The organism is Acinetobacter sp. YH12063, assembly GCF_013419715.1.
Lineage (GTDB): Bacteria > Pseudomonadota > Gammaproteobacteria > Pseudomonadales > Moraxellaceae > Acinetobacter > Acinetobacter amyesii.
This window is the reverse complement of the sequence record NZ_VOZO01000002.1, coordinates 307,208-329,448: the sequence shown is the minus strand read 5'-3', so window position 1 is coordinate 329,448 and position 22,241 is coordinate 307,208. Positions and strand designations below refer to the sequence as shown.

The following is a 22,241-nucleotide window of genomic DNA, read 5'->3' as shown; positions in this document are numbered from 1 at the left end:
AAAATCAAACCTGAAAAGGTTGTGACTTTTGAACAAACGCCTGATGCATTGCATTGGGCGTTTTTATTTTTGGTGCTTAACATAATTGAGTGAGCGTATCAGTTGTTGGTGATAGATCCGACAGCATTCTTTAAAGGCACTCACTAAGCATTTTGTTAAAGCATGAATGCATTGAGACACAATTTTAACCATAAAAAAAGCAGCTCTGATGCTGCTTTTTTTATTCAGTGATCACATTATTCTTGATCAACTTTCATTGGTTTTACATCCATTTCTTGATATGAAACCAACTTAGTTTTGTGTTTCCATTTATAACCGAACCAAATGGCAAGGAATAAGAAAATACCAATATAGGTAGAAACAACGGCTAACCATTCACCATCTAAAACGGCTTGATAGTTCTGACCAAGGACCACGATGGCACACAAAATAAAGGCAAACCACGGTGCAAATGGGAAGAATTTTGCACGGTAAGCAAGGTCTTCCAATTTATTGCCCTGAGCCAAGTAGCCTTTACGGAAGCGATAATGTGAAACTGCAATACCGAGCCACACAATAAAGCCACACATACCTGACATGTTCAGTAACCAGTTAAATACCGCTTGTTCACCGATAAATGTGGTTAAGAAGCACAGTGCTGCGATCGCTGTAGTTGCATAAAGCGCATTCATCGGTACGCCACGTGCATCTAAGCGACCAAAGACTTTCGGCGCACTGCCTTTACGTGCCATATCAAACAGCATACGGGTAGAGGAGTACATACCAGAGTTACCCGCTGATAAAATCGCAGTCAAGATCACCGCATTCATCACCGATGCAGCAAAAGCAAAACCTGCTTTTTCATACAGTAAGGTAAATGGTGATAGTGCAATATTTTCAGTAGATGCTGCTTGTAATAAACGTGGGTCATCATAGGCAATGAGAGTGCCGATAATGAAAATACACACGATATAAAACAACAAGATACGCCAGAAAATTTGCTTGATGGCAATAGGAATGGTCTTTTCAGGATCTTTCGATTCACCTGCAGCCACACCAACCATTTCAGTCCCTTGGAAAGAGAAACCGGCAATCATGGCCACACCAATCAAGGCAGATAAACCGCCGACAAATGGGGCTTCACCCTTGGTCCAGTTGGCAAATGTTTCTACGCCCGGTGTCAGCATGATTTTGCCAATCATAAACAGGCCGATAATGATAAAGGCAACAATTGCGAGCACTTTAACAAGCGAGAAGAAGAATTCGGATTCACCGAAGCCTTTTACGGTCAGCGCATTAATGGCAAAGACGATTGCGAGGAAAATCGCACTCCAGTAAAAGCCCGGAATATCTGGAAACCAGAATTTCATAATGAATTGGACTGCAACCAATTCAAATGCCACGGTAATCGCCCAGTTGTACCAATAGTTCCAACCCAAAGCGAAGCCGAAACCACCCTCGACATACTTTGTGCCGTAGGTAAAGAATGCACCCGAAGTTGGATTATGTGTTGCAAGCTCACCTAGACTGGTCATCAAGAAGTAAATCATGATACCAATTAAGCAGTATGCAAGCAGGGCGCCACCCGGGCCTGCATTGGCAATGGTTGCACCTGAGGCAAGGAATAAACCTGTACCAATTGATCCACCAATTGCAATCATGTTGAGATGGCGAGCACCCAACTTACGCTGAAGCTGAGCTGGTTTTTGAGTTTCGCTCATCATTGTTCCTTAAGATTTTTTTGCGTGCTCGCAAACAAGACTTTAAATCCTTGTTGGTCGGCTTTGATTGTACATTGACCATAATGCTGCTCAATTAAAGTCGGATAATTGAGGAATCGGTTGGCAACAATCCAAAGCTCACCCCCAGACTTCAAATGTCTGCGCGAAGTTTTGCATAGATTTTCACTGGCATTGTAGTCGGTTTGAATCCCTTGATGGAAGGGTGGATTGCTGACTACGGCATGTAAAAATAGTGGTGCATCCTCGATTCCTGTGACCGCTTTAATCTCAAGTTGTTCAGGTTCAAGCAAATTTTGTTCAAATGTCATTTGTGTAGAAGCCAGTGCAAAAGCATCTACATCCATGGCAAAGATACGATTTTTAGGATTCAGTTTGGCTAAATAAGCACTGATGACACCCGCACCACAGCCGAAATCAGCAATTTTGCCCGAAGTGACTTGTGATAAATAAGGCAATAAGGTAGCCGTACCCACATCTAAACGGTTCTGGCTAAATACGCCCGGCAGTGCGCAAATCGTAAGCTCACCATTTGGAGTCTCAACTGGATATTTTTGCACCCAATCTTGTAGTGGCTTGAGTGTTACAGTTTTTTCTAAGAGGGTTTGCCACATTTGACAGTGACGCGCACTATCAATTTTTAGGGTTTTACCAAAGGGTTGTAATTGTTTTGCTGCGCGTTCAACACCGCCTTTTTTCTCACCCACGAGGAAAATAGACGCACCTTGAGCAAGATGACTTGCGACATTGTGTAATAAATAATTCAGCAGTTCTTTTGATTTCGGAACAAAAATAACCGCTTGATCAAACTGACCTTCAGGAAAATCGACACCAAAATGGACGTTTGACTGTTGATTTTGAAAGTACTGAAAATCATTAAAATTCCAGCACCAAATCGATGGCTTAATATTGTCATTCAATTGACTGAGTAAGTCATCTGTCGGTGCATTTACGAAAAGCACGCGATCTTGTAATAAATCGATCTGTCGTATAACGACTTCACTTGTGAGATCCATAGATTTCTCCATCATAAAAAACACTGCCTAGGGCGGAACCTAGGCAGTGTTCTTTGACAAATGAACTTACTTCTTCACTTCAGGAAGAACAATATTCAAAATAAGGGCAGCGATACCACCAGTGGCAACGCCTGAACTGAAGATATTACGGAACAATTCAGGAAGATGTTCAAGGATTTGTGGTACTTGTGCAACACCTAGACCCAATGCCAATGAAATCGCAATGATTAATAGTGCGCGGCGGTCTAAATGAATGCCTGACAAGATATTGATACCCGAGGCTGCTACAGCACCAAACATTACCATCACAGCACCACCAAGCACGGCTTGTGGAACCGCTTGAATGACACCTGCTACAGCAGGAAGTAAGCCTAAAATAACCAAAAGGGCAGCAATCCAAATGCCCACATAGCGGCTTGCAACACCTGTTAACTGAATGACACCGTTGTTTTGCGCAAATACAGAACTTGGGAACGTGTTAAAGATACCGGCAAGGAATGAGTTTGCACCATTCACCAATACACCACCTTTAATACGCTTCATCCATTCAGGACCATCTACAGCTTGATTTGAAAGCTTAGAAGTCGCGGTAATATCACCAATCGCTTCCAAGGATGTCACAAGGTAGATAAATGCCATTGGAATGAACAAGCTCCAAGAGAAGCTTAAGCCAAAGTGCATCGGTGTTGGAATTTGAACCAGTGGCGCATCTTTTAAACCATCAAAGTTTAAATGACCCATAAAGCCTGCAAGGATGTAACCCACGACTAAGGCAATCAGGATGGCAGAACTCTTTACCCATGTAATACGTACACGGTTCAGTAAAATGATAAGTGCCAAAACGGTACAAGACATGATGAGGTTGTCTGCATTGGCAAATGTTTTATCGCCCATGGCTTGATAACCACCACCCATGCTGATCAGGCCTTCTTTAATTAAAGTCAGACCAATCAATAACACCACGATACCTGTTACCAATGGAGTGATCAGTTTTTTCACCCACGGTAAGATCCGTGATACGCCCATTTCAATGAATGAACCCGCGATCACCACACCAAAGATAGATGCCATCACTGCTTCTACAGGTGTACCTGCCGCAACCATTGCAGAACCAATACCGATAATAGGACCAATAAAGTTAAAGCTGGTTCCTTGTACAATCAGTAGACCTGCACCAAATGGACCGACTTTTTTACATTGTAAAAAGGTTGCGATACCAGAGATCACCAATGACATCGAAAGAATCATATTGGTGTCTTCTTTTGATACACCAAGTGCTAAACAGATCAGCAAACCCGGCGTCACAATCGGGACAATAATGGCCAATAAATGTTGGAACGCAGCGAGAAAAGCAATAAAAGGTTTTGGTCGATCATTCAATCCATAGACTAAATCGAGTTGATCTTTTGCTTCGGGAGATTGGTTTAAATCAGACATGCGGCACTGAAAATTAAGGCTAGGTGGCGCTATTCTAATCTGTTTACACAGCTTTACAAAACCAAAAGCGTACCAGTCGTCAAAAAAAATGCGATTGTCAATAAACTGTCACTACTAAAATCTATATTTTTTCTGTATAATTTGCCCTCAAACTTTAGGCGTATCGAATTCACATGTCAGATATTAAAACTCTCCGTAACATTGCCATCATCGCGCACGTCGACCATGGTAAAACTACTCTTGTAGACAAACTTTTACAGCAATCAGGTGCTCTTGGCGATCGCGCAGGCGAGATCGAACGTGTAATGGATTCTGGCGCTATTGAAAGTGAACGTGGTATTACCATTCTTGCAAAAAACACTGCAATCAAATGGTTAGACAAGCGTACTAACACTGAATACCGTATCAATATCGTGGATACCCCGGGACACGCCGACTTCGGTGGTGAAGTAGAACGTGTAATGTCAATGGTTGACTGCGTACTTCTTCTTGTTGACTCTCAAGAAGGCCCAATGCCACAAACTCGTTTTGTAACGCAAAAAGCGTTCGCACGTGGTTTGAAACCAATCGTAATTATTAACAAAGTCGACAAGCCAAACGCTCGTCCAGACTGGGTAATTGACCAAGTATTCGATTTGTTCGACAACCTTGGTGGTTCTGACGAACAGTTAGACTTCCCAGTCGTATATGCTTCAGGTCTTCGTGGTGTGGCTGGTCCATCTCCAGAAGAACTTGCTGAAGACATGACTCCATTGTTCGAAACAATTGTAGACATCGTTGAACCACCAGCGGTTGACGTTGATGGTCCATTCCAAATGCAAGTGTCTTCACTTGACTATAACAGCTTCGTAGGTGTTATCGGTGTTGGTCGTATTCAACGTGGTTCAGTGAAATTAAACACTCCTGTAACTGTAATCGACAAAGACGGTAAAACACGTAACGGTCGTATCTTAAAAATCATGGGTTACCATGGTTTAGAGCGTATCGATGTTGAATCAGCTTCTGCTGGTGACATTGTTTGTGTAACGGGTATTGATGAACTTCATATCTCTGACACAATCTGTGATCCAAAAGCAGTTGAAGCTTTACCTGCACTTTCTGTAGACGAACCTACAGTATCGATGACTTTCCAAGTAAACAACTCACCGTTTGCTGGTAAAGAAGGTAAATTCGTAACTTCACGTAATATCCGTGAACGTCTAGATCGTGAATTGATTCACAACGTAGCATTACGTGTTGAAGATACTGACAGTCCTGACCGTTTCAAAGTATCTGGTCGTGGTGAGCTTCACCTTTCAGTTCTTATTGAAAACATGCGTCGTGAAGGCTTCGAAATGGGCGTATCACGTCCACAAGTAATCATCAAAGAAATTGATGGTGAAAAACAAGAGCCATACGAAAACGTAACGTTTGACGTTGAAGAGCAGCACCAAGGCGCTGTAATGGAACAAATGGGTCACCGTAAAGGTGAAATGACCAATATGGAAGTTGACGGTAAAGGCCGTATCCGTATTGAAGCAACTGTTCCTTCTCGTGGCTTAATTGGTTTCCGTTCTGAATTCTTAACTATGACTTCAGGTACAGGTATCATGACTTCTAGCTTCTCGCACTACGGTCCTATGAAACAAGGTACTGTTGCGAAACGTCAAAATGGTGTGTTGATTTCTATGGTTCAAGGTACTTGCTTGGGCTATGCACTATTCAGCTTACAAGACCGTGGCCGTCTATTCGCTAAACCTCAGTTAGAAGTTTATGAAGGTATGATCGTTGGTATTAACTCACGTTCAGACGACATGACTGTTAACCCAACTAAAGCGAAACAGCTAACTAACGTACGTGCTTCTGGTACTGATGATGCGTTGACTCTTGTTCCGCACATTGAATTTACGCTTGAACAAGCGCTTGAATTCATTGAAGACGACGAATTAGTTGAAGTAACACCTAAGTCAATCCGTATCCGTAAACGCTGGTTGACTGAAAACGAACGTAAACGTAACCGTAACGGTTAATTTTACAGTTTCAAAAAAACCGCTGACTTAGGTTAGCGGTTTTTTTATGCATGGGTGTTTTGAATAAAAATGCAAAAATTGAATGACTTTATTCATTTAATTCGACATGTATAATTTTGATAAATCCTTTTTAATAGAATGTATTACCAAAATCAAAAATGTTTTGTGTGAATTTTTATACATGGCATTTAGAATCCAATAAAAACCAAGTAAATTAGGTGGAAATAGTTATACAGACATAATGTATACTTCGTCACAAAATTAAAGCTGAAAAAATTTCTGGAGATCACATGAGTATTATTCAAGAATTTAGAGAATTTGCCGTAAAAGGCAACGTGATGGACTTGGCTGTAGGTGTCATCATTGGTGGTGCTTTCGGTAAAATCATCGATTCCATGGTAAAAGACATTATCATGCCTTTTATTTCTTGGATCCTTGGTGGTGACGTTGATTATTCAAATTGGTTCTTAGTATTGGGCGATAACCCAAACAATTTAACCACGCTAAAAGCAGCACAAGATGCAGGCCTTAATGTGCTGGCTTACGGTAACTTCCTAACCATCTTAATCAACTTCTTGCTTTTGGCATGGGTCGTATTCTGGTTAGTGAAATTGATGAACAAATTGCGCCGTCAAAAAGTTGAAGAGCCAGCTCCAGAGGCGACTCCAGAAGATATCGAATTACTTCGTGAAATTCGTGATGAATTAAAACGTAAAGGTTAATCCTTTAGCAGTGAAAACGGCGCTTAAAGCGCCGTTTTTTATTGTGAATTTTGTTGAGGCGTCATTTTCATAAACTTAGGTTCTGATGTCGAAAAAACAATGCCATTTCGAATGCCTGTAAATACTTCATTTGCTTCTTCAGGTGATTCGGGTGCGCAGGCTTGTTGACCTAATATAAATAAGACTAAAGGGTGATTTTTGGATAATTTGCTAATTTGCTGTATCGCATCATACCATTTTGATTCATCGTTACGATTCCCATCTAAATCTAGTGCCAACTGGACTTCACCATGAGGGTTCATATCTTGATCATCATATAATGCTTGGATAAGTGCATGCTTTCGTTCACCTCGAATGATTGTAAAATCTGTTGTATCGACAGTGCCAAGACGAAAATAGTTGTAATAGCCCAATGGAATGTCCTTTATTTATTATTAAGTAGAATTGATTTAGTGCAATGTTATCTGGTTGCTATGATTTATATTATATGATTGAAAACCGCCAGCCAATGTTCTGAACGATTGAAAAAAATACTGGGATTATGTGCTTTAAGATGAAAAGCACATATTCGCGATATACTCGTTATAGCATGTTCAATGTGGGTGCTATGTTACATCCGAAACTTAATTTCTAATAAATGCCAGCCAAATTGGCTTTTGATCGGACCATGCAGTTCACGTTCGGGTAGGGTAAATACCGCCTTATCAATTGGACCAACCAGTTGGCCTTTTTTAATGTCGCCAAGCTCACCGCCTTTTTTACCCGAAGGGCATGTCGAATGCTGCTTTGCAATTTTGGCAAAGTCCGCACCGCCTTTGATTTTCTTTTTCAGTTGCTCACATAGTTCTTTATCTTTGACTAATATGTGGCGAACAATCGCAGACTTCATGCTTTATTTCCTTTCACGGTTTTCTTAGTCAGCATTTTAACCTTTTTTAAAGGCTGACACTCTGGGCAAAACACCGATGCACGTTGCCCTAGTTTGATATTGTGCAAGATGGTTTCACAGTTGATGCACATTTCACCGGCACGTCCGTAGGCGAGCAGAGTTTGTTGGAAATAACCATTTTCGCCCATCGCATTGGTGTAATCACGTAACGTCGAACCGCCTAAATCAATTGCCTGTTTTAAAATACGTTTGATTTCGATGACCATTTTTTCAACTTGTTCAAAACTCAAACTTGATGCAGGCTGCGCAGGGTGTATGCCTAAGTTAAATAAGCTTTCCGTTGCATAGATATTGCCGACACCAACCACAATATGATTGTCCATGATCGATACTTTGATACTGGTCTGCTTATTTTTAAATTTTTGGAATAAGTATTCAGCATTAAAGTCATCACTCAGCGGTTCAGGGCCAAGCGTGTCAATCAGTTTGCTTTGAGACGATGCATCTAACCATAAAATACAGCCAAAACGGCGTGGATCGTGATAGCGCAATTGCATATCTTCAAAATGAATCACCAGATGATCATGCTTTCGTAATGCTTCATCACCTTCACAAATCCGAAAACTGCCAGACATGCCCAAATGCCACAACATGCTGTCCTGTTCAAATTCAGCCAAAATATATTTTGATCGACGGCTGAGCTGAAGCAGCTTTTGTCCGACGAGTTTTTGAATGTCGTCAGGAATAGGCCAACGCAGGCTCGACTGAAAAACCTCAACTTTGAGAACCTTTTCATTCAATAATGGCAATAAACTGGTTTTAGTGGTTTCTACTTCTGGTAATTCAGGCATAAAGGTCGAAGCAATGGATCATTCAAGTTATGCATACTATTGGGTCTAGCCCTACATAATGCAAGTTTCATCGCGGCCTAAGGGAGTGTATGAATAGGTTATTGATTATTAATTGTGAGAATAATAAACCAACAAGTCACAATAATGAGTTTGAAAAAGCGATCAGAAGTTAAACAATTGAATTAATAGATATATAAGATATTGAAAAATAATCACTAAAAATATTGCATAACAATAGATTTATTTAAAGTCACTTATTGATAAATTAAAGTTTGGTGAATGATAAAAATAATGCTGAGATAGAACGTGAAAAATTATGTAATTTCTGTGACATTAGATTTCAAGCCTTGTGGCTTGTCTAGAGACTCTCTCCAGATTTAGGTTTTACCATGAAAAAATACAGTCTAGCTCTTCTACCTGCATTTGTTGCAGCAGCCATGACACATGTTCACGCTACAGAAGCATTCGACACTAAAGGTCAGTACATGCTCGGGGATTGGGATGGTAAACGTACCGAACTTGCACAACAAGGTGTGAAGTTTGAGGCCAATATTGCTGCTGATGCTGCCTATCTTGCCGATGGCGGTCGTAATCCGGGACATTCAGCAACGGTAGCTAGCCAATTGTGGTTAGGAACACAGCTTGATATGGAAAAACTTGCAGGTTGGGATGGCGTGACTGTGCGTGCTGTAATGACTGCTCGTCAAGGTCAAAGTACCTCAGTTCGTGATTTGCAAGGGGATGTTCCTCAATTGGCAAATGCACAAGCCAATTTTGGCCGTGGTAATCAGGACAGTCGTTTAACTGAATTATCGATTGAAAAGAATTTTAAAGAACAAGGTATTAGTGTTAAAGCCGGTCGTCTTGGTGTCGGTATGGACTTTAACGTGACGGGCTGTGACTTTGCCAGTACTGCATTTTGCGCTGCGCAAATGGGTAAATGGCAAGGCAATATTTGGATGAATACCCCAGTTTCACAGTGGGGCGCACGTGTGAAGCAAGAGCTTAGCCCAGAACTTGCTGTACAAGCGGGTGTGTATGAATACAACCCTGAAAATGCTTTGGAACGCCATGGTTGGAATTTGGATACCGATGATGCCGATGGTGTAACTATTCCTGTAGAAATCATTTGGACACCGAAAGCATTGGTGAATGGCTTACCGGGCAGCTACCGCTTTGGTGCGATGTACAACACTGCAGATAATGTAAAAAATCAAAAAGACATTATTTCGGGTGAAGCTGAAGATCGTACCTTTGGTGGTTGGGTAGCGATTGAGCAACAGTTAACGTCTACAGGTGAAGGCAAACGTGGTTTGCATAGCTTTGCCAATTTTACTTGGCATGATCGTGTCACCACAAAAGTTGATAACTCACAGCAGTTGGGTTTGAAATACATTGGATTGGCCGATCGTTTACCTAACGATATGGTTGGCTTGGGCGTGAACCGTGTACATGTCAATGATCGACTTTCTGCTGAGAAATTTGATGCAAGTGCAGAATATAATGTCGAGTTGAACTATAGCCATAACCCGACGAAATGGTTGATGATTCGCCCTAGTTTACAATATGTGATTAACCCAGGCTCAACAAATCGAGTTGATGATGCTTTCCTAATTGGTTTAAGCTCTAAGGTAATCTTCTAATGTCAAAATAGGTGCTCTATGCAAAGTAAATTTAACGTCACATCATTTAAGACACATTTACTTTGCCTGACGGCATGTATTAGCCAACAGCTGTATGCAGAAACAGGTTCTACGGAACCTGTTTTACTTCCTGAGATTACCATTGAAGCACCACGAACCAATACCACGTGGTTAAAAACACCTGCATCGGTATACCGTGTACAGCAGGCTGAAAATAATAACAATACGGGTGTAAATCTGTCCGAAACCTTAAAAGGTGTGCCCGGCCTGCAACTGAATAACCGTGAAAACTACGCACAAGACTTGCAACTGTCTATGCGAGGCTTTGGCGCACGTTCAACATTTGGTGTGCGTGGTATCCGTTTATATGTTGATGGAATCCCTGCGACCATGCCGGATGGTCAGGGACAGACGTCAAATATCGATATGAGTAGCTTAAATCATATCGAGGTATTGGGCGGGCCATTTTCCTCTTTATATGGTAACTCTTCGGGTGGGGCGATTTTAACAACGACCAAGCAAGGTACTGGAAAAGACTCCATCGAACTCGGCTATTCAGGCGGCAGTCATAATAAAAGCCGTGCTGATATTGTGCTGCAAGGTGGCTCAGAACAGGCCAATGAACCTAGCTATGTTGTGAGTTCTTCTTATTTTGAAACCGATGGCTACCGTGATCATAGTGCTGCAAATAAGGTACTCAGCAATGCAAAACTGACGTGGGATTTGGATGATGGTTCCAAGGTCAATTGGATTGTGAATCATGTGGATATCAATGCCGATGACCCACAAGGTCTGAATCGGGAGCAATTGCGTCAAAATCCGCAACAAGTTAATGATGCCAATAATACTTATGATGTACGTAAGGAAATTAGCCAAACTCAAACTGGGTTGACGTGGAAAAAACCATTGAATGATCAGCATGAACTTAATGCAATGGTATATATGGGGCAGCGTGATGTGGTGCAGTATCAGTCCATCCCCAAAAATCCACAAAATAATGCGCGCCATGCAGGTGGTGTGATTGATTTTAGCCGTGATTATTATGGAACAGATATTCGCTGGACAGGCAAAGACCTCTTGCCGAATACGCGTTTTACTGCAGGCCTTGCCTTTGATTATATGGATGAAGACCGTAAGGGCTATGAAAATTTTGATGCCAATGGAAATTTTGGCAAGAAAGGCAATATTCGTCGAAATGAAAATAACACCTTGTGGAATTTAGACCCCTATGTCCAAGCTTCGTGGAATTTTTTACCCAATTGGACTTTAGATACAGGGCTACGATATAGCAATGTTCATTATGAATCTGACGATAAATATGTCGTGGGTTTAAATAAGGATGACAGCGGTAAAACTGACTATGACAAAGTTTTACCTTCAGCAGCCGTAAGCTGGAATATTGCGCCTCAACTGAATGCCTATGCCAGTTATGCCAAAGGTTTTGAAACACCAACCTTTACAGAAATGGCCTACTCCAAAGATGACGGCATGAATTTTGATTTAAAACCAGCCAGTAGCGATAACTACGAGCTTGGGCTTAAATCACAAAATGCATGGGGGAATTTCACTGCAGCAGTATTCCAAAGTAAAACCCAAGATGACATCGTCTCTGCAGGAAGTATCAATGGTCGTGCAACCTATAAAAATGCCGATAAAACCTTACGTGAAGGTGTTGAGCTTTCATGGAATAAACAGCTATGGCGAGATTTAAGCGCGCAAGCAAGCTACAGTTATATCGATGCCACTTTTGATGCTGCAATTCCTGACAGCGATGTCGTCAAAGGCACCTATATACCGGGTATCGCCAAAAACCAAGCGTTTGCCGCACTGAATTGGCAGCCAGATATTGGCTTTAATGCCGGCCTAGATGTTCGCTATATGGATAAAGTCTATGTCGATGATGCCAACAGTGATGCTGCGTCGAGCTATACCGTGGTTTCTGCCAACGCAGGTTATGTGTGGAAACAAGCCGATTGGAAAGTTAAAACCTATGTACGTGCAGATAATTTGTTTGATGAGAACTATGTCGGTTCAGTGATCGTCAATGATGGAAATGGACGCTTCTTTGAACCCGCGGATGGGGTGAATTGGAGTGCAGGATTGAGTGTGACCAAAGCCTTCTAAAAGGAGAGTGATGTGGCGTTGTTATTTCAACCAATTCAGTTTGGAACATTGGGGCTGAGTAATCGAATCGTGATTGCACCCATGTGTCAATATTCTGCCAATGAGCAAGGGGAGTTAAGCTATTGGCATGAGCAACAATGGGCGAATTATGCCTTGTCAGGTGCCGGACTTTGTATCGTCGAGGCAACGGCTGTACAGGCAGAGGGGCGCATTAGCTATGCAGACCTCGGTCTTTGGAATGATATGCAACGCGCACAGATGAAGGCACTATTGGCCAAGGTGAAATCACTTTCACCTATGCCATTTGCTATCCAACTGGCACATGCGGGTCGTAAGGCATCGACAGATAAACCGTGGGCAGGACGTGGACAATTACCTCCAAATCATCCTCAAGGATGGCAAACTGTGTCAGCCAGTGATTTGCCCTTTAATGCCACAGATCATGCACCCCATGCTTTAAGCCGAGATGAAATCCAGCAGATCATTCAAGACTTTGCCGATTCAGCAAAACGTGCGGTAGATGCAGGCTTTGACTTAATTGAGCTACATGCTGCACATGGTTATTTGCTGCATCAATTTATGTCGCCATTGTCGAATCGGCGTAGCGATGAATATGGTGGCAGTCTGGAAAATCGCATTCGGCTGACGCTTGAAGTGTTCCAAGCCATGAAAAATGCCGTTCCTGAAGATTATCCAATTGGGGTACGTATTTCCGCAACCGACTGGATGGAATATACTGAAGCACCGAGTTGGGATCTAGACTCGGCAATTGGCTTGTCAAAAGCGCTTGCACAACTAGGAACAGCCTATATTCATGTTTCTAGTGGCGGCTTAGATGTTGCGCAAAAAATTCAATTACAAGCCAGTTATCAAGTGCCTTTTGCTGAAGCGATTAAGCAAGCCGTTCAGGTTCCCGTAATTGCTGTGGGTTTAATTACCGAAGCAATGCAAGCCGAAGGCATCTTACAATATGGCATGGCAGATGCGATTGGTCTTGCTCGTGCAATTCAATATGACCCGCGTTGGCCATGGCATGCTGCTGCAGAACTCGGTGAAAATTTAAAAATTTCTCCGCAGTACTTACGCTGTCAGCCGCATGCACAAAGAAGTCAATTTACGGCTTTCTAATTTTCAAAATAGAGGTCCGATCCACACTCTCAGGTTGAGGGTGTGGATAGAAGAGTCTATTACACAGGATATTTCGTATGGTCTTTGAGGTGATTGGTCCAATCTTTTTTCTTTTGGCCTTGGGATATCTGTCGGTAAAATGTAGTTTATTGAGCAAAGAACAAGTTGGAACCATTGGTGCATTTGTGATTAAGATTGCACTACCGGCTTTGTTTTTTCAGTCATTAGCTTCTAAAGATTTGCATCAAATTTGGTATCCCGGCTATTTCTTTGTTTATACCGGAGTCACATTTTTATTGTATGGCATGGCCTATTGGCTATTGTCGACACATTTTAAAAATAATATGTCGCAAACAGCGGTACTGTCACTAGGCGCTGGCATGTCAAATACAGGCTTAATTGGCACTGCAGTGCTAAGCTTATTGGTCGGTCAAAATGCGATGACCTATACCTCACTAATCGTCATTATTGAAAGTGTGCTACTGATTCCAACGGTGCTGGTCCTTGCGCAATTAGGAAGTTCACAGCAAAAAGCCAATATTGGCGACATCATCAAAAATACCTTAATGACCCTGTTAAAAAATCCACTTTTTGCAGGGGTAATGCTAGGAATTGGGTTTGCAATTTTCCAAATTCGTTTACCTCATCAAATCAATGATGTACTGGCGATGTTAGGGCAAACGGCTTCACCACTGGCGCTGTTTGCAATTGGTGGGGGAATTGTCGGTATGAGCTTAAAGTATGTGAATGCTCAGAGCTTCTATTTGGTAATTTCAAGCAACTTGGTGATGCCTTTACTGACTTATTTAGGCTTACGCTATTTGACTGATGTCAGCCAAGAGATGTTATATGCAGGGACGATTATTGCCGCATTACCGATGCCGACGATTTTTGCCATGCTTGGGCAAGTTTATGGCTTAAATGAAAAGACCTTAACGCCTTTGTTGATGAGTACCATCTTGGGCTTTGTCGTAACAGGCGTATTAATCAGTTTGTGGTGGGCGTGATTTTGATCAGCTCAAGATTTTCTTAACCCCATGAAAAAGCCCTGCATGTGCAGGGCTTTTTTTAATGCTTAATTAACTCTTTTTCGCATTGGCTTTAGGTGCTTTGGCTTGTTCAGCAATCATTTTATCCACGGTTGCCAAAGATTCTTTGGCTTGTGGAATATTTTCTTTGGCTAATGCACTGAATATTTTTTTAGCTTCAGGCAAATTTTGCGGGATGATATTGCCATTTACAAACATATTGCCCACCGCCATCAATGCAGGGACATAGCCTTTTTTTGCTAACTCTTGAATGCTATTTAGACCTTGCTGAATAGGCTTTTCATTTTTAGCTTTAAAGCCAGCACTGATGTCATAAAGTGCTTTGGCATGAATCGCAGGGTAGTTGCCTTTTTTAATCAGCGGATCAAGTTTGCTGAGTGCCAATTTATCTGACTCAGGTTTATTTTCTGCAAAAAGTAAAATGGCATAGTCGATGGAGGCATCGTCAAAACCTGCCGAAGATGCGCGTTCTAAATATTGTTTGGCCTTATTGGTGTCTTGTTTTAAGCCCAGTGTGCCCGTTGCATAATTTTTACCTAAAACATAGTTTGCAACAGGGTAGCCTTTGGCTGCAGCCTGTTCATAGAGTTGGATGGCTTTTTTCTCATCCTTCGCTACGCCTTGACCTGTTTGAGTAAGATAGCCCAAATTATAAATGGCCTGAGCATTACCTTTTGCTGCAAGCTTGCTCAGTGTCTGGTAGGCACCATTCATATCTTTGGCCTTGACCATAGCTTCCACTTTAGCAAATTCAGGATCGACGGCATCTGTTTTAGTTTCAGCAAAAGCCAATTGAGTGCTCATTGCTAAAATGCTTGCAAGTAAGATTTTTTTCATCTTGAAACCTTTTTTAAATCATACACATAATTCCGTTTATGTGTTTTGGTGGTTATTTTTGTCGGTTTTTACATCATAGGTAGATTTACGTAAATGTAAAGTGAGGAATTGTGATTTAAAGCGTTTTTATAAAATAATGTTGATTGCCCTTAGCGCTTTAAATGCCATGACTTTATTGCATCAAAAGCCTTTGCAAAAAAGCAGGACTCTGATTTAATCGCGCATTGTTATTTTCTCAGAGGCAGCGCGATGTTTATTAAAGGCATTAAACGCAATTACGATAAAATCAATGCAGATGAATCGATTGCAGATGAAGATAAAATAGATGCGCTTTTGATGAAACTGGGTGCAGAGTTTTTAGTCAGTAAAGAGGATCGGGTTTATATTTTCAAAAAAGGCGATTTAGAAGCTAAATTTGATGCCAAACATGCGCGCGCCTATCATTTTAAAGAATATGTATGCAAAGACATGAATAAGTTGTTTCATGGATTTTGATTAAAATCATGATTTAAAAACGAAGACGTGAGGGGGAATAAAGTTCCTCCTTATTTTTGACTGTTGTGTGCTGCAACAGCATATGTGATTTAAAAAAACCTTTCTTTTCAAAAGTATAATATTTTCTAAAAATATAAATTGAATAAAATAGATACAAGGCATCTATGATGAATACAGATATACATGATTCATTGAGATGTATTTAAATATGATAAAAATAAGCGCCATCTTGATCCTTGGTTTCGTCTGTTCAATGACCAGTTGGGCTCAACAACCCAAGCTTGTACCTCATCCAATCCATTTAAAAAATGGCAAGCAGTTTTCATTAAATTTGCCTGCAAATTTCGAGATCATTCCTGCTGCTGAAGGTCTCAAACGGGTACGCTTTTTTGCGCAAGCGCCTGATCGCAGAATGTTTGTCACGGATATGTATGATCTAACAGATAATAAAAAAGGTACTGTATATATATTGGATGATTGGAATGCTGACACAGGTAAATTTGGCAAAATCATTCCTTATTTGACTGGTTTGAGAAATCCAAATTCAGTTCAGTTTTATACCGATGCTCAAGGACAGGATTGGCTCTATTTGGCGGAAACGCACCAACTGACACGGCAAAAATTCAACAAAGGAGAAACTCAGCCTTCGAGTAAGGCTGAAGTTTTAGCGACATTTCCCGATTATGGTTTGAGTTATAAATACGGCGGTTGGCATCTGACGCGGACGATTGCAGTCGGTGGAAATGGGAAGATTTATGTGTCGGTTGGCTCGAGTTGTAACGCCTGTGTAGAAAAAGAAAAAGTGCGAGCCTCAGTCATCGAGATGAATCCTGATGGTTCAGAGCAACGGATGTATGCGACAGGTTTGCGTAATGCAGTTGGATTAAAATGGATCGGTAGATTTCTATTTGCGACCAATCAAGGTTATGATCATTTGGGAAGTAAAAAGCCAGATGAAACTTTTTATGCGTTAAAGCGGGATATCGATTATGGCTGGCCCGCATGTTATTCATGGAAGGGTAAAGTCTTGGCTGATCCGAAATTTAAACGTGCATCTGGCTGTAAAAATGTTCCATCGCCCTATGCTTATTTTTCTTCACATTCCTCTGCATTGGGTTTTGATTATTTTGATGATCCAAACACGGACGATACGATTAAAAATGCTTTTTTAGTGGCTTTGCATGGTTCTACCGACGCAGCCATTGGTCATGGCTATCAAATTACAATTATGCGCAAAGGACAAAAGCTAGAAACCTTTATGGATGGTTTTTTAGTCGGTAAAACGGTGCATGGGCGACCTGCGGATATTTACCGAATTGATGCAAATTCCTTTTATTTTTCGGATGATCGGGGTGGGGTGGTTTATTTTGTGAGGTGGAGAGATATTTTCTGATTTTGTGAAAATCCAATAAAAAAAGTCTAAGTATAAAATAAAGAGAGGGTTGATCACTTTAAATATTCTGACATTTTTACTGACATATAAATATATTGAAATGCTGTAATACTTTGAGATATATTGGAAAATAACTGACATTTTTGCTGACAAAATTTAAGGAAAAAAATGCCTGAGCAAAGCAAAGAGTGGTTGAATGAAACTACACTACGTGTGATGACCTATAAATCTGGTTCATTCACATTTAGTCTGAGTTTAGACTACGAACGTTTACAAGGGGCAATTGACCGAGTAAATGATGCACAAAAGCGCTTTAATAAAATGCCAGGACTTCCTCAAATTATCGACCAGATGCAAGAAAAAATTCTTGCAAGTAGTATTTACAGTACGAATACTATAGAAGGTGGTGAGTTCAGCCAAGAAGAAACAGCGCAAATTTTAAAAATTGATCCAGCTCAAATCCAAAATACAGCAGAAAAAAGATTAACCAACCTAAAGCAGGCGATAGATTGGATTAATCAACATAAACACACAACACTTACTCCTAATTTGGGAAAAAATATAAGCTTGGATGATGTATTGACATTGCATCGCCTTGTTTCTCAAGATGTTGATGAAAAAAATAATCCACCTGCTCAATTCAGAAATAATCAACCTACACAAAAAACGATCGTAGGTGATGCAGAACATGGAGGGACATATCGTCCACCGAAATGCTTAGCAGATATTGAATATCTGATGTTAGCTTGGCTTGAATGGTTAAATGCCCCTGTCATTATGCAACAAGCTGTGTTGATTCGAGCAAGTCTTGCACACTATTATTTTGAATTAATTCATCCATTTTGGGATGGTAATGGGCGTACAGGGCGATTGATTGAAATGCTGATTTTGGAACAATCAGGTTATCATTTTAGTTCTTCTGCTGTATGGAAATACTATCAGGAAAATATTCACCAATATTTTGCACTTTTTAATCAATGTCGCAAGTTAGCCGATAAAAAACAAGATGATGCTCATCAAGGTTTTGTCAGATTTATGATAGAAGGTATGTTTAAAACCATTGAAAACTTACATGATCAAGGAGATGACCTTATTCGTTTTCTTCTTTATAAAAATGCATTGAATGATGCTCGTAAAAACAAAAGGTTATCTGAAAGACAAATTCAATTGATTGAAATTTATATGGCTGAAGCAATTATTGTTTCACCTACTGAACTTTATAAACGACCTATTGTTCAGATATTATTTAAAGGCAAAACAGAACGAACTTACTATCGAGATATAGAAGGAATTGTGAAAGCTGGATTTTTGAATGAATTAGAAGGGAAATTGTATTATCCATACATATAAAACAATATAGATGACATTTTTACTGACATTTTTTTTAATTTTATTGGTTTAAGTTATTGAATTAAAATAGTAAATAACTGTCATTTTAGCTGACATTATTTTCCTATAAAAAAAATTTAACCTTTATATTTCTATAATTTTTCAGTCATAAAAAAGCCCCTAAACTTAGAGGCTAATGTACCACAACATTCTAAAATTTATAGACTTAAGCAGGACGTGCCACATCACCATTCAATGCTTCAGGCAAGGCTAAAACAGTCACGTCTAACTCTTCTAAGGCTTCAGGACGAGCAACAACCAGTGCTACATAACCATTTTCTACAGCCGCGCTATTTACCACTTGCACGCCTTTATTCAGCTGTTCGCCTTGTGCAGGAGCAGCGCCTGTACCTGAAATCGCATGCAACCAAGCTTTGGGTTTGGCTTTAAACCATAAACGTGCAATCACTTCCTGACCCAAATAACAGCCTTTGTCATAGTGTACACCTTCACGCTGATGTAAACGTAGCTCTTGCGGTTGGAACACATGTTCAAGCGCTTGGTCAATATAGGCCTGACCCGCTTGAATGGCTTGAACTTCCCATGCTGCAATATCCGTCGGTTCCGAAGTAAATGTCGTTTCATCACCGGCTAAACTTGGAAAAACTGCACCGGCTTCTTCCAGTTTCATTTTTGAAAAAGCGCCGAATTTTTTAATATGTTTGGCAAATTCTTCGGCTTGATCTGCTGTTGTGACAATAGAAAAACTTTCAGCACTGTGTTTGGTGAGCCATAAACCAAAGTGAATACGGCCTTTGAGGTCGCAGATTGCGGTATAACGTGTTGCATTTTCTTCAAGGCGTTCAACATGCAAAGTAACTTGCCCTTGTAGAAATTTTTGTGCATCGACACCGTTGAGAGAAAAAGATGTGAATGCCATAGACGTTGTCATGACCAGCCTCAATATAAATTTTAGATATCATTAATCATGTTATTTTGCAGCAAGCCGCAGTGTTAGGCAAACAAAAAGCCCATATTGATATGGGCTTTTGTACAGCAGAGATCGGTCTTAGTGATTGTGTGTCGGCATATCGCTTGCAGACATATCCATAGTGGAATGATGTGAAGGCGGTTCACTATTACAATCATATTGGTCGCCACAAATACGCACGGTTTCCATCATGCCTTGATCTTCATGGTCTAAAATATGGCAGTGCAGCACAAAGTCGCCTTCAAATTTTTCGTATTTACTGCGTACAAAGATTTTATAGCCCTGTTTGACGAAGAACGTATCTTTCCAAACGCCTTTCATTCCATGATATTGCGAGTCAATATTTCCTGCACCATCTTTATCTGAGCTGCCGATGGCACTGACATCGACACCATTTTCATTCAATATTTTCACGACTTGGAATGGATTGACATGGATATGGAAGGGATGACTTGCAACATTACTACTCAACTCCCACTCTTGGGTTTGCCCGATTGGAAGCTTGCGGACATAGCTATGGTGGGTATGGTCTTCATCGTGGTAGGCATCGCCAAAGCTGATCAAGGTACCTTCTTCGGCATGACGAATACCAAATTTAAAGCTGCCATCTGTATTGAACAGAATGTCAAAGTTGGTGATTTGCTTCGCCATCGTTTTGAGCATTTCATCGACTTCAGCAGTCATTAAACTCGCATGAGATATAAAGGCTGATAAATCACCCTGTTCGAGCTGTGCAATCACTTCTGGTGCCAGTTTTAGTTGGGTGGCCTGACTTTTTAAGAAGTTAAACGGCGTTTGCTGCGGTAGTTGAGTTGCTTGCACATTGACCCAACCGAGGAGCTGTGTATTGAGTTTTTCTTCTGGTGCGCGACGAAGTAACGGACTTGATTCAGGCGCATTAATTTCATCTTCTAGATTCAGCTTGGCATCGTATACACAGTATTTATTGGTGGTCGGGAAAGAGAGCATGGCATCAAAGCGATAACCCGGCTGAAAAATTTCAATTCCTTGCTTTTGGATTTTCCCCATGGTCAAGCCGTCTTGTGCAAGGGTATATAACGGTAATGTTTTCAGCGTTTTAAACTGTGAAGACATTGACTTACTTTGATATTTTTGACATTCACTAAGGGTTTGCTCTGCGGTAAAGAGCGCAGAATCAGGCAGTTCTTTGATGGTCAAACCAATGGTGTCACGGATACCGCCATGAATCATGCGCCAGCGGTGGTATTGGTTCTGATCCACCTTAATTTCACCAAACATTTTGCCATTGATACTGGTAAAACGATTTTCATCCGCCCATGAGGTCGGTATATCCAGTTTTGAATAATCTTCTAAGCTATAGATGCAGGGTGTGCCATTTACTTGGCTTAATTTGCTGTCGCAATCTTCATTGTATTGAATTTGCTGGAACAGCATGACTTTTTCATGGTCATACTGCTGGGTTTTTTGATTTTTCCATAAGATGTCTAAATCTCCAGTCTGCTGAATTTGCCCATTACGCATGATGGGTTTTCGCTCTCCCTCAATAATTAAAGGGCCAGCCATGCCACTTGAGACCTGAATCGCGGTTGAACCATGCACATGCGAGTGATACCAAAATGTTCCCGCAGGATGATTCGGTTCGATCTTAAATTCGTAATGAAAATCTTGCTGAGGCTTTAAGCTCAAAAATACGTTGTCACTATTTCCTTGCGGGCTAACCCAAAGACCATGTGTATGTAAATTTGTAGTGTTAAAACAGTTCCCTTGGTTAATATTGGTCACTGGACTTGGACAGGTCTCCGTCGATTCAACAGGGAGGTGATTGACCAGATGAATTTTTAAATTGTCACCTGGTTTCGCACGAATTTGTGGGCCAACCAGTACATCAGAGACACTGCCATCGCTATTTTTCGAGTTCCAGAGTTCAGGTTTAGTCAGATAGCCTCTGACCTGTAATAGGTCATTTTCACCCGTTTCAGGGTCGTATAAGGCTTGGCGTTTATACGCTATCAGTAGTTCATGTTGACCTTGTGCATTGGCTTTCAAACGTGGTGGATTCGAGACGACAGTCGGTGAGTCTACTTCCTCTTCTTGAATCGTCGAATCTGTTGTCGATTGGTCGTTGTCGCCACAGGCAATGAAGCTGAGACAGCTTAAGAGGCAGCCAGCCCCAATGATGGTTTTAAATTTTGTCATGATCTTTCCCCAAAGCATAATGACGGTAGAACAGTAGTCGCTGATTTATTTAGCTAAGGTTTTGTAAATATTGTGATTATTTTGGCGAGTACAGCGAATTACTGTGCTTGTATGTCGTGCTTTTATTATCTGAGAGAGGGGGGATTCGACGCTATCCCTGCAAATAGGGATAAATTGAGAACTAAGATAAAATAAATAATAAAACTGTGCTTTGATTCACATTATGGCTTTGAGGCGCGATGAGCTAATGAAGTAATTTAATGCCTTGATTATTAAATACTAAAATTAATAAGACTGATTTTTAATCAATTTGGTTGATATTTAGATTAAATATTATGCAGTGCAATTTTCCTTAGACTAAAGAATGAGGCAGATTTGCAGCTATTTTTCAAAAAAATTCATATTTAGAGCGAATATTCCAAAGTTAGTGTA

18 protein-coding genes are annotated in these 22,241 nt (G+C 40.8%); 9 read left to right on the top strand and 9 right to left on the bottom strand.

Annotated features, from left to right (window positions below; all coding sequences use genetic code 11):
* Positions 1–236: 236 nt before the first annotated feature.
* The 3 genes from FTU12_RS04470 to FTU12_RS04460 all read right to left on the bottom strand — a co-directional run bounded on the left by FTU12_RS04470 (position 237) and on the right by FTU12_RS04460 (position 4,171).
* Positions 237–1,700 (bottom strand): amino acid permease, encoded by a 1,464-nt coding sequence (locus tag FTU12_RS04470; protein WP_180021403.1) that lies wholly within the window; start codon positions 1,698–1,700, stop codon positions 237–239.
* On the bottom strand, positions 1,700–2,734 hold the full coding sequence (locus FTU12_RS04465; protein ID WP_180055569.1) for a methyltransferase: 1,035 nt from the start codon (positions 2,732–2,734) through the stop codon (positions 1,700–1,702). The genes FTU12_RS04470 and FTU12_RS04465 overlap by 1 nt, the downstream gene beginning before the upstream one ends.
* 66 nt (positions 2,735–2,800) lie before the next feature.
* Positions 2,801–4,171, bottom strand: a complete 1,371-nt coding sequence (locus FTU12_RS04460; protein ID WP_078191151.1) for a uracil-xanthine permease family protein — start codon at positions 4,169–4,171, stop codon at positions 2,801–2,803.
* 173 nt (positions 4,172–4,344) lie between these two features.
* On the opposite strand from FTU12_RS04460, the gene typA reads away from it, so the two are divergent.
* Together typA and mscL are read left to right on the top strand one after the other, a co-directional pair.
* Positions 4,345–6,180, top strand: a complete 1,836-nt coding sequence (typA, locus tag FTU12_RS04455; RefSeq protein ID WP_111884800.1) for a translational GTPase TypA — start codon at positions 4,345–4,347, stop codon at positions 6,178–6,180.
* Between the two features lie 290 nt (positions 6,181–6,470).
* Positions 6,471–6,902 carry a large conductance mechanosensitive channel protein MscL gene (gene mscL, locus FTU12_RS04450; RefSeq protein WP_078192339.1) on the top strand — a complete coding sequence of 144 codons (432 nt, stop codon included), beginning with the start codon at positions 6,471–6,473 and terminating at the stop codon, positions 6,900–6,902.
* Positions 6,903–6,940: 38 nt separating this feature from the next.
* Here mscL and FTU12_RS04445 read toward each other — a convergent pair whose 3' ends face one another.
* From FTU12_RS04445 to mutM, 3 genes are all read right to left on the bottom strand, one after another.
* Positions 6,941–7,315: a hypothetical protein gene (locus FTU12_RS04445; protein ID WP_005007840.1), complete on the bottom strand. Its 375-nt coding sequence runs from the start codon at positions 7,313–7,315 to the stop codon at positions 6,941–6,943.
* Positions 7,316–7,512: 197 nt separating this feature from the next.
* Positions 7,513–7,791, bottom strand: coding sequence for a peptidylprolyl isomerase (locus tag FTU12_RS04440; protein ID WP_078192338.1), 279 nt, complete (start codon positions 7,789–7,791; stop codon positions 7,513–7,515).
* Positions 7,788–8,642 (bottom strand): bifunctional DNA-formamidopyrimidine glycosylase/DNA-(apurinic or apyrimidinic site) lyase, encoded by an 855-nt coding sequence (mutM, locus tag FTU12_RS04435; protein ID WP_111884801.1) that lies wholly within the window; start codon positions 8,640–8,642, stop codon positions 7,788–7,790. The genes FTU12_RS04440 and mutM overlap by 4 nt, the downstream gene beginning before the upstream one ends.
* A 389-nt stretch (positions 8,643–9,031) precedes the next feature.
* On the opposite strand from mutM, the gene FTU12_RS04430 reads away from it, so the two are divergent.
* From FTU12_RS04430 to FTU12_RS04415, 4 genes are all read left to right on the top strand, one after another.
* On the top strand, positions 9,032–10,285 hold the full coding sequence (locus FTU12_RS04430) for a carbohydrate porin (protein ID WP_180113823.1): 1,254 nt from the start codon (positions 9,032–9,034) through the stop codon (positions 10,283–10,285).
* 18 nt (positions 10,286–10,303) lie between these two features.
* On the top strand, positions 10,304–12,409 hold the full coding sequence (locus FTU12_RS04425) for a TonB-dependent receptor (protein WP_180113822.1): 2,106 nt from the start codon (positions 10,304–10,306) through the stop codon (positions 12,407–12,409).
* A 12-nt stretch (positions 12,410–12,421) separates the two neighbouring features.
* The gene (locus FTU12_RS04420; protein WP_180113821.1) at positions 12,422–13,537 is read left to right on the top strand and encodes an NADH:flavin oxidoreductase/NADH oxidase; all 1,116 of its coding nucleotides are present in this window, start codon (positions 12,422–12,424) and stop codon (positions 13,535–13,537) included.
* Positions 13,538–13,614: 77 nt separating this feature from the next.
* Positions 13,615–14,544, top strand: coding sequence for an AEC family transporter (locus FTU12_RS04415; protein ID WP_180027265.1), 930 nt, complete (start codon positions 13,615–13,617; stop codon positions 14,542–14,544).
* Positions 14,545–14,616: 72 nt separating this feature from the next.
* On the opposite strand, the gene FTU12_RS04410 is transcribed toward FTU12_RS04415, so the two are convergent.
* A complete protein-coding gene (locus FTU12_RS04410; protein ID WP_111884806.1) occupies positions 14,617–15,423 on the bottom strand; it encodes a tetratricopeptide repeat protein in 807 nt (268 codons plus the stop codon).
* 249 nt (positions 15,424–15,672) lie between these two features.
* On the opposite strand from FTU12_RS04410, the gene FTU12_RS04405 reads away from it, so the two are divergent.
* From FTU12_RS04405 to FTU12_RS04395, 3 genes are all read left to right on the top strand, one after another.
* The gene (locus FTU12_RS04405; protein WP_078191141.1) at positions 15,673–15,918 is read left to right on the top strand and encodes a hypothetical protein; all 246 of its coding nucleotides are present in this window, start codon (positions 15,673–15,675) and stop codon (positions 15,916–15,918) included.
* Between the two features lie 208 nt (positions 15,919–16,126).
* Positions 16,127–17,311, top strand: coding sequence for a sorbosone dehydrogenase family protein (locus tag FTU12_RS04400; RefSeq protein ID WP_180113820.1), 1,185 nt, complete (start codon positions 16,127–16,129; stop codon positions 17,309–17,311).
* Positions 17,312–17,479: 168 nt separating this feature from the next.
* Entirely contained in the window at positions 17,480–18,661 is a 1,182-nt protein-coding gene (locus tag FTU12_RS04395) for a Fic family protein (protein ID WP_180089184.1), read from the top strand.
* Positions 18,662–18,866: 205 nt separating this feature from the next.
* Here FTU12_RS04395 and FTU12_RS04390 read toward each other — a convergent pair whose 3' ends face one another.
* Complete coding sequence (locus FTU12_RS04390; RefSeq protein WP_257227282.1) at positions 18,867–19,592, bottom strand: folate-binding protein YgfZ; 726 nt, start codon at positions 19,590–19,592, stop codon at positions 18,867–18,869.
* 117 nt (positions 19,593–19,709) lie between these two features.
* Positions 19,710–21,809: a multicopper oxidase family protein gene (locus FTU12_RS04385; protein WP_180113819.1), complete on the bottom strand. Its 2,100-nt coding sequence runs from the start codon at positions 21,807–21,809 to the stop codon at positions 19,710–19,712.
* Between the last annotated feature and the right edge of the window lie 432 nt (positions 21,810–22,241).

Excerpts from the sequence above, each read along its gene's own strand:
- FTU12_RS04425 (WP_180113822.1), top strand. The coding sequence starts at position 10,304 with ATGCAAAGTAAATTTAACGTCACATCATTTAAGACACATTTACTTTGC.
- FTU12_RS04395 (WP_180089184.1), top strand. The coding sequence starts at position 17,480 with ATGCCTGAGCAAAGCAAAGAGTGGTTGAATGAAACTACACTACGTGTG.
- FTU12_RS04410 (WP_111884806.1), bottom strand. The coding sequence starts at position 15,423 with ATGAAAAAAATCTTACTTGCAAGCATTTTAGCAATGAGCACTCAATTG.
- mutM (WP_111884801.1), bottom strand. The coding sequence starts at position 8,642 with ATGCCTGAATTACCAGAAGTAGAAACCACTAAAACCAGTTTATTGCCA.
- FTU12_RS04415 (WP_180027265.1), top strand. The coding sequence starts at position 13,615 with ATGGTCTTTGAGGTGATTGGTCCAATCTTTTTTCTTTTGGCCTTGGGA.
- FTU12_RS04460 (WP_078191151.1), bottom strand. The coding sequence starts at position 4,171 with ATGTCTGATTTAAACCAATCTCCCGAAGCAAAAGATCAACTCGATTTA.
- FTU12_RS04465 (WP_180055569.1), bottom strand. The coding sequence starts at position 2,734 with ATGGATCTCACAAGTGAAGTCGTTATACGACAGATCGATTTATTACAA.
- FTU12_RS04405 (WP_078191141.1), top strand. The coding sequence starts at position 15,673 with ATGTTTATTAAAGGCATTAAACGCAATTACGATAAAATCAATGCAGAT.
- FTU12_RS04440 (WP_078192338.1), bottom strand. The coding sequence starts at position 7,791 with ATGAAGTCTGCGATTGTTCGCCACATATTAGTCAAAGATAAAGAACTA.
- FTU12_RS04430 (WP_180113823.1), top strand. The coding sequence starts at position 9,032 with ATGAAAAAATACAGTCTAGCTCTTCTACCTGCATTTGTTGCAGCAGCC.
- FTU12_RS04390 (WP_257227282.1), bottom strand. The coding sequence starts at position 19,592 with ATGACAACGTCTATGGCATTCACATCTTTTTCTCTCAACGGTGTCGAT.
- mscL (WP_078192339.1), top strand. The coding sequence starts at position 6,471 with ATGAGTATTATTCAAGAATTTAGAGAATTTGCCGTAAAAGGCAACGTG.
- typA (WP_111884800.1), top strand. The coding sequence starts at position 4,345 with ATGTCAGATATTAAAACTCTCCGTAACATTGCCATCATCGCGCACGTC.
- FTU12_RS04470 (WP_180021403.1), bottom strand. The coding sequence starts at position 1,700 with ATGAGCGAAACTCAAAAACCAGCTCAGCTTCAGCGTAAGTTGGGTGCT.
- FTU12_RS04400 (WP_180113820.1), top strand. The coding sequence starts at position 16,127 with ATGATAAAAATAAGCGCCATCTTGATCCTTGGTTTCGTCTGTTCAATG.
- FTU12_RS04385 (WP_180113819.1), bottom strand. The coding sequence starts at position 21,809 with ATGACAAAATTTAAAACCATCATTGGGGCTGGCTGCCTCTTAAGCTGT.